Below are 13,991 nucleotides of genomic sequence, written 5' to 3'. Positions count from 1 at the left end.
AGCTAATAAATACAGGCTCAACTCTCACTTTATGGATATAAACCAGGTGAATAATTATGAACAAAACTATGCTTAACCGCAGGCGTTTTTTGACAGGATCTTCTACCTTGTTAGGGGCATCCATGCTGTCCACCCTACCGTCTATTGCCAATAGTGCGCTAGGAATAGGCCAGCAGAATGTAGCCGTCAACAGTGATAAAGCCGACCATATCGTACCTATCTTAACTGGGAATGAGTTTGATCTGTATGTCAGCAAGAAGCCTGTCACTGTCAATGGCAAGTCGAGTATGGCAACACTGATTAACGACTCACTACCAGCACCAACGCTAAAAATGCGTGAAGGCGATACCGTAACTATCCGTGTTCATAATCAGATGGATGAGTCAACCTCTATCCATTGGCATGGCTTGCTGGTACCTTTTGAGATGGATGGGGTGCCAGGTATTAGCTTCGATGGCATTCCTGCAAATAGTACCTTTACCTATAAATTCAAACTTAAACAATCAGGCACCTATTGGTATCACTCACACAGTGGCTTTCAAGAGCAAACTGGTATGCTCGGTGCTATTGTCATTGAACCAAAAGGCCGTGAGCGTCGTCCAGTCGCAGAAGACCATGTAATCGTGCTGAGTGATTGGACGCACCGCGATCCACACAATCTCTTGAAGTTGCTCAAACAGCGCGCTGACTTTGATAACTACCACTTGCCAGATTTTAAAAAGCTATTGTCTGATATTGCCGCAACAGATTTAGAAGCCGCCTATGACAAGCGCAAAATGTGGAATCAGATGCGCATGATGCCAACGGATTTTACCGATCTATCTGGTGAGAAGACTTTTACCTATCTGATGAATGGTAAAACCACAGCGGCTAATTGGACACAGCTAGTGAAAGCGGGACAGCCCGTCAAACTACGCTTTATCAATGCCTCAGCACAGACGATATTTGATGTGCGTATACCGGGTCTCAAAATGACGGTGGTAGCAACAGATGGTATTGATGTCGCACCCGTTACGATTGATGATTTCCGCATTGGCGTGGCTGAGACCTATGATGTCATCGTCACGCCTACTCAAGACGCACATACGATATTTGCCCAAAACATCGATCGTTCAGGCTATGTCGCGACCACGCTTTCAACTAAAAAAGGCGCACGAGCTGCCATACCGGCTATGGACAAGATCGAATGGCTAACCATGGCAGATATGATGGGTGCGATGGGTGATAAAGGCTACAAAGCAAAGCATGCTAAGACCGAGTATGACTTTAAATCTGATATGCGTGTCGACAGTCCACGTATGAACCTCGATGATCCCGGTATTAACCTGCGTGATATTGATAGAAAGGTCTTGACTTATGACCAATTACGTTCCGTGGATGAGGCTATATTTGCGGAGCAGCGTAATCCTACCCGAGAGATCGAGCTACATTTAACGGGTAACATGGAGCGCTATATTTGGGCGTTGGATGGTGTCATGTTTAAGGATGCAACGCCTGTCAATATTAAGCCAAACGAACGCGTGCGTATTACCCTAGTCAATGACACGATGATGAATCATCCGATGCACCTGCATGGTATGTGGAGCGATTTACGAACACCATCTGGAGACTTTCAGGTACGTAAGCATACGATTGTGGTGCAACCAGCGCAAAAGATTAGCTTTGATGTGACGGGTGAGTTTGGACGATGGGCATGGCATTGCCATCTGCTTTATCACATGGAAGCCGGTATGTTCCGAGAAGTTGCCGTTGTTTAACAAACCTTCAAGTATGAGGCTTACTATGAAAATATCTAAGAAAAATCTGCCATTCATTGGTTTGTCATCGCTAGTCTTGCTCACATCCTCTTTTGCAACAGCTGCTGAGATGTCTGATATGGATCATAGCAGCATGGATATGTCAGGCGATATGTCTGGTATGGATCACAGCGGCATGGATATGTCAGGCGACATGTCTGGTATGGATCACAGCGGCATGGATATGTCGGGCGACATGTCTGATATGGATCATAGCGGCATGGATATGTCTGGTATGAATCACAGTGGCATGGATATGTCGGGGATGCAAGGTGGGCAGCCACCAGCCGATGCTCGTAGTCCAGACTATTCAAACGGTGTTCCCTACGGGCAGTATGGTAAGCCAATGATGATGGGCAGCATGCCATTATGGGGAGTCTCAGTAGATGACTTGGGCTATCAGTTCGATGAAGACCAAATCAACTTCGAGGCGACGGGTTGGTATGGTACTGATAGCAATCGTATAAGGCTACGCACGGAAGGTAGTGCTCAGACTAAAGATGATAAAGAAATAGATAGCTTGAGCTCGCTTGCTTATTGGAAACCACTAAGTATTTTTTGGAATGGTGAAGCTGGTGTCGCTTACGATACTGAAAACGATAAAGCTGCCATAATGGCAGGTATTGTCGGTACCGCGCCGTATTTCATCGAAACGGATGCGAGAGCCTACTTATATACCGATGGTCAACTTCGTCTTGATCTGGGTGCAGAGTACGAATGGCGTTTGGATCAGCATTGGGTTGTCATACCGGAGGTTGGACTGACAGCCTTTAGTAAAGATGACCATGATAATGGTATTACCAAGGGCTTTAATGAGATGGAAACTGAGGTCAGGCTGACTTACGAAACGTTCAATCGCCAGCTAGCCCCTTATGTGGGGGTTAGTTATGAGACAGCGCTTGGCAAAGCTCGTGGTCAACGACGTCACGAAGATGAATCGGTTGATGGCAGTAGTTTGACTGCGGGGGTCAAATTCTGGTTTTAACTGTCTACCCATTTTAATTTAACAAAACAATGGAGGTCATATCATGGAAGCTGCTAAGCAAAAAAATATGAACCCTTATTTAAAATTTACCTTAATGATTCTGACATCGACTGTCATCATGTATATCATGATGTACTTCAATACCTACCAGTGGGATCACATTTACTTTAGTGAAACCCGAGCTTATATGGCGCTATACATGGGTGCCGGTATGGCAGTCGTCATGTTGGCATTTATGACCAATATGTATAAGAAGACCAAGGTCAATTTGATGATCTATGGTCTAAGTGTATTAATGTTTGCAGTTGGTATCTGGGGCGTTAGATCTCAAGCGACTGTCGATCAAGTCGATTGGATGCAAGCGATGATACCGCATCATTCGATTGCCATTCTCACCAGTAGTCGTGCTGATATTGAAGATCCGCGTGTGCAACAGCTTGCTGATGATATTATAAAAGCCCAAAAGCGTGAAATTGATGAAATGAAGCAGTTGATTGATGAGCTTGAATAAGAGAATGGTGTACCAGTGAATGCTGCAAAAAGCGATCACTTTTTTCTGCTCAGACGCTCAATGACCCAGCCTGCTAGTGGGAAAGACACCAACTGTGTCAGTGGAACAAGTATTATCGTTTCAATTAATACCACCACTGGCAGGCTTAATCCTTGGGTCACAGGCTTCAATAACGTCAATACGATTAGGAGCGTTGGATAAAGTCTGACATATTCTATCAATATGCGTATAAGTTTGAAGAGCAACATTTATGCGTGACGGGTTGTGGAAATACCTTTGCAACAGAGCCATTGACACTGGTGCAAGTGGCTGCACACGTGCAGCTAGTCGTGTCACCCTCGCATGCTAATTTACGTGGTTCTCATGATCAATGGTTTGCAGAAAAAGGTCTAAAGCGAAATATTGTGATGTCAGTTCCTAGCTTTTCGGCTGTACCAGATATTTTGCACACGACTGACATGATTGCGTTTTTCCTTCGCGATTATTGCCGAGCAGTAAGGTCAAAGAGCTTAAGGTTGAAGCATTGCCGCCTACTTTTAAGGTCATCGCAGCATGGCATCCACGTACTACTGACAGCGGCACACATCGTTGGTTGATTAAGCAATTACGAAATCTATAATAAGTAACTTAGCTATAGCCAACTTTGAAACGACATCGAACATTCTTAAACTGATGTAAGTATTATCTAGACTAAAAACGGTCCTACACAAAATTCTGGACGGGTTCACATAATCACGTTGATAACAGTTTCTTAAAATAACCGTCTCTTAAACATAGTTATCCTACGCAATACTCTCTAAATTGGGCATTAAATCATTGCTGCTTATCACTTTATCAACATCAACAAACTCACCTTTACCCATGGTGCCAAGATTGTAGCCTGCAAACTCATGATATAAAGCGACCACATCACCCATGATTAAAAGTGCAGGGGTTGGCAGTTTTGCTTCAGCTTGCTGATCAGCGATATCACTTAATGTACCGATAAGTACCTGCTGCGTTGGCATACTGGCATGGCTAATAATGGCAAAAGGCGTCTCGCTGTCGCGCCCACTTGCTATCAACCCTTGTGTCATCTCATGCAAACGGTGCAAACCCATGTAAAACACAACTGTCTGGCTGCTGTCCATTAGCTCACTATAATCATTATTAGGCGCGCCATTTTTTTTGCAAGCAGTGACAAACTTGACCGACTGAGCATAGTCACGGTGCGTTAGTGGAATTCCTGCACGGCTAGCCGCGGCACTTGCGGCAGTGATACCCGGAATAGACTCAAAATGAATGCCATGACGCACCACTTCCTGTAGCTCTTCACCACCGCGTCCAAAAATAAAGGGGTCGCCACCTTTTAAACGAACCACTATCTTGCCTGCCAGCGCGTGTTTGACCAGTAGCTCGTTAATACTCTCTTGTGGCAATGCATGGTTGGCGCGGCGCTTACCAACGAATATTTTTTCAGCCGTAGTCGCGCACATATCCAAAATATCTTCAGACACCAGACTGTCATATAACACTACCTCTGCGCGGTGCATCACTCGCCACGCTTTTAAGGTTAAGAGCTCAGGGTCACCAGATCCTGCGCCAATCAGATGCACGGTGCCTCTTTTGGTGCAAGTTTGCACGTTTTCTGCACCGTATTGACCCATTAGCGGATAGGCCTCATGCGTTGAGATAGCGGCAGATATATTGGTCATGGTAGTGACTCCTGATAACAGCGTGAATACAGCAAAATGGGCAACCAAAAGCAAAGTTGTGAATAAACCCCTACTCTAGAATGGCTTATTGTTCATAACACAACACTCAACCAGTAATTACATATAGAAGGCTGCAAGCGACGTGCCATAACATCATTTAAGCTTGCGCCAATGGGGCGCATTCTGCAATTAATGCATTGATTTGCCCCACACAAGATCCACAATTGGTACCTGCTCGGCACTGCTTACCCACTGCCGTCGCACTAGTACAACCATGCTGCGTGATAGCGTTGAGAATGATATTTTTTCCAACTGACATACAAGAGCACACCAAAGGGCCTGGATCGACATAACCACTGGCAGGCCGCCCCGCTAGCAACCATTTATATCGTTGATTGACAGGTATTTGGCTGGTATCCGTAAAACAGCTATCGAGCCAGCGTACACTCGGTAATTGCTTTTGCGTTGGGGCAATATAAACAGCCATAATCAGTTGTGTACTGGGCTTTTCATCATCAGATACTTGACGATTTATAGCAGTGTTATCTGAGTCTATATCAGGCGCAGATTTCGTCACAATGAAACGCAATTGATTCTGTACATTATCGACCGTAAATGCCGTATGCATGACACGCTCTTGAGAGTTTGGCTGTGATAATGATTGCATAGAGGCCATAAACTGCTGCCAAAACTCGGGGCACGCTAAGGTACTGCTAGCCTCCACCATCGGGCTAGCGAGATTGATCAAGACGCTGTTATTTTGATGACTCAAACTCCAAGTAAGTGCAGGTAATGCCTCTGGTAAAATATTCTTTGAACGTGCTTCGCATTTTGTTTCAGACAATTCTTCCTCTGACGCTTGGGCAGAAAAATTGGCCAAAATAGTACGTAATTGCACTATAACGGCGTCTTGCCACTCAGGATGCACCAAAATCTTGCCAAATGATTGCATAGGAACGGGCGTGACACTGATCGCCGAATTTTTGAGCTCTGGCTGCCCTGAATGCGGATCGACGACTGTTGGAATAAGGGGACCTACACGAGCGAAGCTAGCAAAAGCATTGCTCCAATGCATGGGCATAAATGCATCACCAACGCGCAACGTATCGCTAATGGCAACTTGTGCCATTACGGTACTCGCTGGCTTGTTACTATCCTTAGCCGTACTTATCGCGATATCACTAACTATGCCATCACTGGTCACATCGTTCTCATAACTTTCATACTTTTCGTAGTTTTCATACCTGCGATGCAGTTGCACAAAGTCATTGTCTTGGACACCCAGTTGCTGTGCATCGTTAGCGTGTATGGTTAGTGTTTGTATTGGCTGATGTTGGTTTAACTGCGGTGCAAGGCCAGTACGAGTCATGGTATGCCACTGATCGCGAAGCCTGCCCGTAATCAGGCGTAAATGAATCGCTTGGCTTTCAGGTTGAGTATCATGATCAAGCTCTTGTTTAGAGGGCGATTGATGCTCATCAATTAGTTGGGGTTTTTGCCTTCTTTGACGTCGATGCACATTGGCTACGCTCGCTTCGTCAGAGGGCGTAATCGCTATTAACTGTGACTTGGCAACAGTAGCAGCGGGATTAATGATCTCATTTTCTAAAGGTTTTATCTTATCAATCATAGAGATACGCGTACCACCCCATTGAAATGGTAACATCTCTTCGTATGCTTGCTGACTGAGTGCGATTGGGGTATGTATTTGATTGCCGTTCTGGTTAATATGTTGTTGAAGTTGTTGAACAGGTTTATCGGCTGGCACCTCATCTGTCATTAAAGCAGACAAGTCTTTGCTAAAATTCAGGTAGCGAGGATAGGTCTTATTAGAATTGGATGGGCTTTGATTGTGCGTATTGCCATAAGCGGTCAATGCCACATGCTCATTAAATATCTCGCTTGGGTGTTGGTAATCAAATCCCTTTAATCCCATGCGTGTGGCAACTTGAGACAGTATCCACCAATCTGGTTTGGCAAGCCCTGCTGCAGGCATTAATGTCCGCTGCCGAGAGATGCGCCGTTCAGAATTGGTGACCGTTCCAGATTTTTCGCCCCACCCTTGAGCAGGCAATACAATATCGGCACACTTCACCGTATCACTGTCTACCGAGCAATCAGAGACAATAACCAAATCACATTCAGCAAGCGCTTGGCGAAAATTATCCGCATCTGGCAAGCTGACCACAGGGTTAGTGGCCATAATCCAAATGGCCTTGATACGACCATCCAATATGGCAGCGGCCGCATCGCAGGCTTTCACACCCACGTTTGGGGAGATAGCCTGAGGCGACTGCCAAAAGTCTGCCACGAGCTGCCGGTGATCGACATTGTCTAGTTCTAAATGCGCCGCCAACAGATTAGCAAGGGCGCCTACTTCTCGTCCACCCATTGCATTAGGCTGTCCAGTGAGTGAAAACGGACTGGCCCCTAATTTGCCCACACGCCCTGTGAACAAATGGGTGTTGATAATGGCATTAACCTTATCGGTTCCGCTTTGCGATTGGTTGACGCCCATACTAAAGGCAGTGACTGTTTTATCAGTGGCGGCAATGCATTCATAGAACTGGCGGATACTTTCCGCAGACACTTGGCAGGCGCTAGCGACTTCATCAATGCTCCATGCTTTGGCCGCATTCACCGCATCATCAACGCCCAAGCTTTGGCTAACATATTCATCATCTTGGCAACCCTTCTGATCTAGGTAATGCAGCAACCCATTATATAAATGTGTATCCGTGCCCGCAGCAATTGGTAAATGCAAATCAGCAAATTCACAAGAGTCCGTACGGCGTGGGTCTATCACAATCAGTTTTTTATTAGGATTGGCTTTTTTGGCTGCTAAAAATCGACCAAACAAAATAGGATGGCACCACGCCATATTGGAGCCTACCAGCACTAATAAATCACAAGCCTCCAAATCCTCGTAATTACCCGGCACAAGGTCTGCACCAAATGCACGTTTGTGCCCGGCTACTGCAGATGACATGCACAGCCGAGAGTTGGAGTCGATGTTGTTATTACCGATAAACCCTTTTATAAATTTATTGGCCACGTAATAGTCTTCAGTCAGCAATTGACCTGAGACATAAAACATAATGCTGTCTCGCCCGTGTTTAGCGATAGTGTCATTCAAACGACTGGCCACGTCATCTAAAACGGTTTCCCAGTCTGTCTGATTTATAAGTGGCTTGGCGGATAGGTCTATAGCATTGAAATCATTACCCAATTGCATAGGCTGATGCTGTTGCATGACTGCTTGCTTGTTTTGATAATATGGCTCGGTCAAGCGGCGCGCAGTGCCCAATGTTTGTGCCAGTGCACTCCCTTTGGAGCACAATTTACCAAAGTTAGCCGGATGTTCAGGATCTCCTTTTACACTCAGCACCCCTGTCTCATTCACGCTCGCTAACACACCGCATCCCACTCCGCAATAAGGACACGTCGTGCGGATGGTAGTGATCGAGCTATTAATCAAATCACCATCAGATGACAACGGTGCTTTTTTGATATTTTTGGCGGCGCTTATGTCATGTGTCTCAATGACGTGGCCTGTCGTTTTTTGCACGCTATTAGGCAGGTTGTTCGATTTATTAGCTGACACTACTTTACTAGCAGCAGATTGATTGGTAATAGCGTCATTCATAATGCATCCTCTAACAGTTCGGCCACTTTATGATGACTGATGTTTTTGTCCGTATCATCAAGCTCTATACCTACTTCCGTAGTTGGCGAATTATTAAGCGTAATTTCATCCAAATGACAATATGCTTCGCCAAATATGAGTGTGTCTTTGATAGGCGTAATATCAACATTATCTATAATCAACTGACTGTAAAAGCTGCCATCGCTTGTGTCCCCATAAAGCACAGCGCCAATGAGTTTGTTTTCTTTGAGATACAGACAATGATAATGGTTTAAGTCAGGCTGACGATACACGAGGGTCTCAACAGTATCAGCGGCTTCGTCATCAAAAGCGATTTGCCCTGCAGAAAAGGCCGACATGCCAGATACTTTCAATTTTAATGACAGCGGTTTACTCACAAAAGGAACCCAGTGATCTGGCACGGTGACTTTGCCATCTATTACGTTTGTATTGTTTTCTATAAAATCATCTTTTAAAACTGTGACCAGTGTATCCACTTGCTGATTGACCGGCGCAACCATTCCAAATAGTTCGCCCTCTCGCTCTATACACTCACCAATGGCATAAACATTGGGGCAACTGGTGTGCATAAAATCATCGACCACAATACCGCGATTAACCTCGAGCCCGCTTTGTTTGGCAAGCGCTGTATTGGGTATCACACCCACTGCCATCACGATAAAATCGGCCGCTAGCGTACACCCGTCTTTTAAAGATAATCCGCATACTTCTCCTGCATCATTCATCTCAATGGCCTCAGTATGGGCAGAAACCGCGAGACCAACCCCTCGGCGGCTGAGCTCCGCTTGCAAAAGCTCGGCCGCTGGCAGGTCTAGTTGACGATTGAGTACATAGCCATCCATATGAATGACCGTCATGCTCGCGCCCTGTACCGCTAACGCGCAGGCAGCCTCCAATCCCAGTACGCCACCGCCAATCACCAAACCCGTTTTTCCTTGGCTAGCATAGTCCATCAGAGCGGTCACATCGGCAAGGTCTCGAAACACATGCACGCCCTTAGCTGTGTGATTGGGGAATGGAATGACTCGGGCAGTTGATCCTGTAGCCATTACTAACTTGGCATAGTTGAGTGTTTGCCCATTATCTAGCTCAATACACTGGCACTTGGTATCTATTGTCTCTACCGCAACCCCAGCCAACACAGTAATACCCAGCTGTTCATACTCTGAGTTATCATATAAATAAGTATCTTTAAACGCTGTGTCGCCAGCCAATACGGGTGACAACATAATTCGGTTATAGCCCACGTGTGGCTCTTTACTGATTAACGTAATTGGCAAACGGGCGGTGTCATCATTTGATTGCGTGCGAGCAAGCTCAATGGCAAAACGACTGCCTGCCATGCCCGCCCCGATAATAACGATGCCAGCATTTTTTTGATGGTCTGATGCTAAGGCGTGAGTGTTGGTATGAGTATCTACCGTAGTGGAGGCTTGCGACATAGATAGCGACATAAACAGAAAATTCCTTAGCCGCGCGGAGCAGCATTGAATGCAAAACAGCGTGTCATTAAAAGTACGCCAACAACAATAAAATGATGACAAACTCTATGAAGCAAATGCCATGCCATACCAGTAGAGGGTTACGCTTAATGAGGGGCTCTGGGTCGCGGCTATGCGCCTTATTATCGGGGTTAAAATCTTGTAAAAACTCTCCAATGGCTTGATAGCGCGCGTTAGTGTTGACATGCAGCGCACGCATGAGTGCCTGTTGGCTGGCGTCAGGTACGTTCTGTTGCCGTAGCGGCTGCGCGGGCATCATTAGTGTTTGGTTTGGCATCATTAGTGTTTGGGTATTAAATGGCAATTGTCCCGTCAGCAATTCATAACCAATCACTGCAATCGAGAACAAGTCAGAATGCACACCTTTTGGTGCATCGGTGTAATATTCTGGTGCAGCATAGTGCAAATCACCATTTGGTGGTCGGGTGCTGTCTTTTAAGATAGAGGAACTGGCGGAACCAAAATCAATCAGTTTGACCGCGCCTGATTTGGTCAAAAGAATGTTTTCAGGTTTGATGTCTTGATGCAGCAGATAGTTGCGATGCATGACTCGAACCGCCATGCCAATTTTGGTGAGTAAATCAAAGGTTTGCCACACATCACAAGGCGCATGACGATCCATAAAGTCCCGTAAACTCTCACCGGCGATATATTCAGTCAGATGATATAAGTATGTGGTACTTGCTGGTACCGGATAGTATCGCAGCAGCCCCGACTCACTGAGGCCAGAACCCACACTATGACCACTATTATTGGATGCAGGATTGACAGGCAATCGATTGGGGTCAGCTTGATTGTAAGCAGACTCACCCGCGCGGCGATGTTTTGATAGGCTCAAACCAATTTTACGTTCTTTTAAAAAATCACGCAGATAGTGACCATCATCCACAGAGTCTAAACTAGGTGATTTTAAAACAAAGTCATGGTTGTATTCATCTTGTACCCAGTACACATGACTGCGAGCAGTACGAGCAATGATACCAATCACAGTAAAGCCATCAATATGGTCACCTATCTGTAAATCGGTTGGCAACTGGTAGCGATTCACATCATGTATGACCGTATCCAGATTATCAAAATCAATGTCATCAAAATGACCAATACCCTTAGAGCCATTGATAGAAGTAAAATGGGCTGAGCGTGTGTTCATACTCAGCATGACCATGCTTAGATTGTCATGACTGCCTGCACTAAAGGCTTGCTCGCACACGGCTTGACTGGTGTTAAACCCTAGCGGTAATTTGTGTGTAGTAGCCATCAACTGAAATATATCAGTCGCACTGCTGCACAGCTCAAACTGCAACTCTGTGGGCTCTATATGCTCATATACCCCATCCGTCATGATGGCCAAACACTCGTTTTGATGAAGGGTAAATACTGATTGTTGTAGCTCTAACTGGCTATCTGCGCCGATAGCCGCCGCAAGCGCTCCTTTATCTTGGCCGCGGTACACGCGGTGATCTTTGCTCAATACCGTCAGACAATCTACCCCAACGCGGTATATTCGAGAATCGCCTGTATGAAACAGGTGAATACGGTCACCGATACATAGCAAGCCTGATAACGTAGACAACAACGGTGGCACCCGTTGATACGATTGAGGAAAATATAGAATATCGTTGGCTTTGTTGACTGCTGTTTTGATGAGACTAGCGACTTGATCATCGTCAAAACTGATGGATGACGTCTCATCTTGCGATTGTGTCAGTGCAGACAACCCTAATGTGATTTTGTGGGCAATGGTATTCACTACCAGTCGGCTTGCCTGTTTTGGAAACTGACAAGCGCTGACCCCATCTGCCATCAGCACCAATAATGGGGCTGATGAGGACGGGTGATATCTTGCTTGAGATATTGAGCGATTGGCACTAGATGATTCTGCACCTGAATATTGATGGGGCAAGCAGGTGGTGATAAGTAAGCTGTCTTGGTTTTCCGTCTTGCGACCTGCCATAGTAAAAAAATCAAGCCACCATAATGCAGTACTGGCATCAACAATATCTTTATTTCCACCAGTCTCATCAATAGCAACAAACTGACTTGACTCTATCAAAGATGACGGATTACCTTTATTGAAATGAACAGCCATCTCATCCGCATTTTGACTATTGTTTCTATTGGCGTTTGCTGCATGTGTTATCGTCATCTGTCGTCACCCCATACTATCTATGACTCACTTGTATTTCGGCAAATGTGCCATCTGGCATCTCTTCAATAATGATGCCTTCTGGCTCTTTTAAGAGAAACAATGCAAAGAATCCAGCCACTGCTGTCGCGGCAATTACAAAGAAAAACACTTGATAAGACACCAGGCTTAGCACTGTTAAATACACCACTGATCCAACATTGCCATACGCACCTGTCATCCCTGCAAACTGCCCTGTCATACTGCGTTTGATCAGAGGAATCACCGCAAAAACAGCGCCTTCACCTGCCTGTACAAAGAACGAGCAAAACATCGTAATTAACAATGCCAGTGCAAGTGGCCATCTTGAGTCAAGTAAGCCCATTAATAGATACCCGATGGCCAATCCAGCTGTCAAAATCAACAAAGTAATTTTGCGACCAAACTTATCACTTAGCCAACCGCCACCTGGGCGTGACATGAGATTCATAAAGGCATAGCTTGATGCCAATACCCCTGCCATCACAATCGATAAACTAAAAGTTTCTTGGTAAAACAAAGGAAGCATCGACACGACAGCAAGCTCTGAGCCGAACGTGGCAAAATACAAAATATTTAAGATACCTACTTGCTTAAAATCATAACGATGCGCTACTGGTACAGGCGTGGTGAAAACCTCTTTATTAAAACGGTAACTACTGATGAACTCGTAAACATACAGTATCGCAAGGCCAATATAGACCATGATGACACTAGACTGGCTCAGCAAGCTCACACCATCAGGTGATAGTTTCCACGCCAATAGAGCCAATGCCAAATACATAGGCAGTTTAAAAACCATCATTAACCAAAAATCACCTGATGACGTCACCATCATGGCACCTGATTTTTTGGGTTTAAAATAAGTAGCCCCTTTGGGTGTATTACGCGCCATCTTATAAAAAATGATGCTATAAATCGCCATCACTACTCCTGACGTGGCTGTTGCATAACGCCACCCTTCATCACCACCGAACACTGCTGCGGCACCAATCGCGATAGTCGGCAATAACAGTGCCGCTGCTGCTGAGCCGAAATTACCCCACCCCCCATAAATACCCTCAGCCGTCCCTAATTCATTGGTTGGAAACCAATCACTCATCAAACGGATACCCACCACAAAGCCTGCACCCACAAAACCCAGTAAAAACCGAGACAGTGCCAAGGTGTTGTAATCCTGCGCGAACGCAAAGGTAAAACAAGGAATGGCACCAATAGCCAAAATGGCAGTATAAACAATACGAGGACCAAAACGGTCTGTCAGCATCCCGATAATCACGCGGGCAGGAATAGTTAGTGCCACGTTTAAAATGAGTAACGTTTTGACTTGGTCTTTACTAAGATTGAGTGTTTCTCCAATCGCTGATAAAAATGGTGCATGGTTAAACCACACAAAAAAGGTAAGGAAAAATGCCATCCAACCTAAATGAAGGATTTTATTTTTACCCGTAAATGACAAAACATTAAGTTTGTCTTTACTAGATGCAACGGGGGCTGATGATGACATAGGCAACTTCCTCAAATGATTAACTTCAGGGTTCTGACAACGTACTAAAGGTACTAAGTGTTCAAAAAATGCAGTATTCAAATATGATAAGTAGCAATGTTTCAAGCAGTGCAATGGTTATGCCAGTTATTTGTGTACGCTGCCAGATCCATATAAAGATCAGCA

Annotated in this window: 10 protein-coding genes; 4 read left to right on the top strand and 6 right to left on the bottom strand. The window is 45.3% G+C overall.

All coding sequences use genetic code 11. The features are described 5' to 3' along the window. The first annotated feature begins 56 nt into the window (after window positions 1-56). The 3 genes from ABFV72_RS02875 to ABFV72_RS02865 are packed head-to-tail and all read left to right on the top strand — an operon-like array spanning window position 57 to window position 3,292. Window positions 57-1,757 (top strand): copper resistance system multicopper oxidase, encoded by a 1,701-nt coding sequence (locus ABFV72_RS02875; protein ID WP_347162359.1) that lies wholly within the window; start codon window positions 57-59, stop codon window positions 1,755-1,757. Window positions 1,758-1,782: 25 nt separating this feature from the next. After that, on the top strand, window positions 1,783-2,781 hold the full coding sequence (locus tag ABFV72_RS02870) for a copper resistance protein B (RefSeq protein WP_347162358.1): 999 nt from the start codon (window positions 1,783-1,785) through the stop codon (window positions 2,779-2,781). Between the two features lie 43 nt (window positions 2,782-2,824). Then, window positions 2,825-3,292: a DUF305 domain-containing protein gene (locus ABFV72_RS02865; protein WP_347162357.1), complete on the top strand. Its 468-nt coding sequence runs from the start codon at window positions 2,825-2,827 to the stop codon at window positions 3,290-3,292. A 35-nt stretch (window positions 3,293-3,327) separates the two neighbouring features. Here the strand turns inward: ABFV72_RS02865 and ABFV72_RS02860 are convergent, their stop codons facing one another. Beyond that, a complete protein-coding gene (locus tag ABFV72_RS02860) occupies window positions 3,328-3,540 on the bottom strand; it encodes a hypothetical protein (RefSeq protein WP_347162356.1) in 213 nt (70 codons plus the stop codon). 6 nt (window positions 3,541-3,546) lie between these two features. On the opposite strand from ABFV72_RS02860, the gene ABFV72_RS02855 reads away from it, so the two are divergent. Further along, window positions 3,547-3,888, top strand: a complete 342-nt coding sequence (locus ABFV72_RS02855) for a LysR substrate-binding domain-containing protein (protein ID WP_347162355.1) — start codon at window positions 3,547-3,549, stop codon at window positions 3,886-3,888. 186 nt (window positions 3,889-4,074) lie between these two features. Here the strand turns inward: ABFV72_RS02855 and cobA are convergent, their stop codons facing one another. From cobA to ABFV72_RS02830, 5 genes are all read right to left on the bottom strand, one after another. Continuing rightward, the gene (gene cobA, locus ABFV72_RS02850; RefSeq protein WP_347162401.1) at window positions 4,075-4,938 is read right to left on the bottom strand and encodes a uroporphyrinogen-III C-methyltransferase; all 864 of its coding nucleotides are present in this window, start codon (window positions 4,936-4,938) and stop codon (window positions 4,075-4,077) included. 205 nt (window positions 4,939-5,143) lie between these two features. Further along, window positions 5,144-8,632 (bottom strand): nitrate reductase, encoded by a 3,489-nt coding sequence (locus tag ABFV72_RS02845; protein WP_347162354.1) that lies wholly within the window; start codon window positions 8,630-8,632, stop codon window positions 5,144-5,146. Then, complete coding sequence (locus ABFV72_RS02840) at window positions 8,629-10,107, bottom strand: NAD(P)/FAD-dependent oxidoreductase (RefSeq protein WP_347162353.1); 1,479 nt, start codon at window positions 10,105-10,107, stop codon at window positions 8,629-8,631. Before ABFV72_RS02840 ends, ABFV72_RS02845 begins: the two co-directional genes overlap by 4 nt. A 55-nt stretch (window positions 10,108-10,162) precedes the next feature. Beyond that, window positions 10,163-12,301: a protein kinase domain-containing protein gene (locus ABFV72_RS02835; RefSeq protein WP_347162352.1), complete on the bottom strand. Its 2,139-nt coding sequence runs from the start codon at window positions 12,299-12,301 to the stop codon at window positions 10,163-10,165. A 16-nt stretch (window positions 12,302-12,317) separates the two neighbouring features. Continuing rightward, the gene (locus ABFV72_RS02830) at window positions 12,318-13,826 is read right to left on the bottom strand and encodes a NarK family nitrate/nitrite MFS transporter (protein WP_347162351.1); all 1,509 of its coding nucleotides are present in this window, start codon (window positions 13,824-13,826) and stop codon (window positions 12,318-12,320) included. Window positions 13,827-13,991: the final 165 nt, after the last annotated feature.

This window comes from Psychrobacter proteolyticus (assembly GCF_039762275.1).
Classification (GTDB): Bacteria; Pseudomonadota; Gammaproteobacteria; order Pseudomonadales; family Moraxellaceae; genus Psychrobacter; species Psychrobacter proteolyticus_C.
This window is presented reverse-complemented; position numbering and strand designations above follow the sequence as displayed.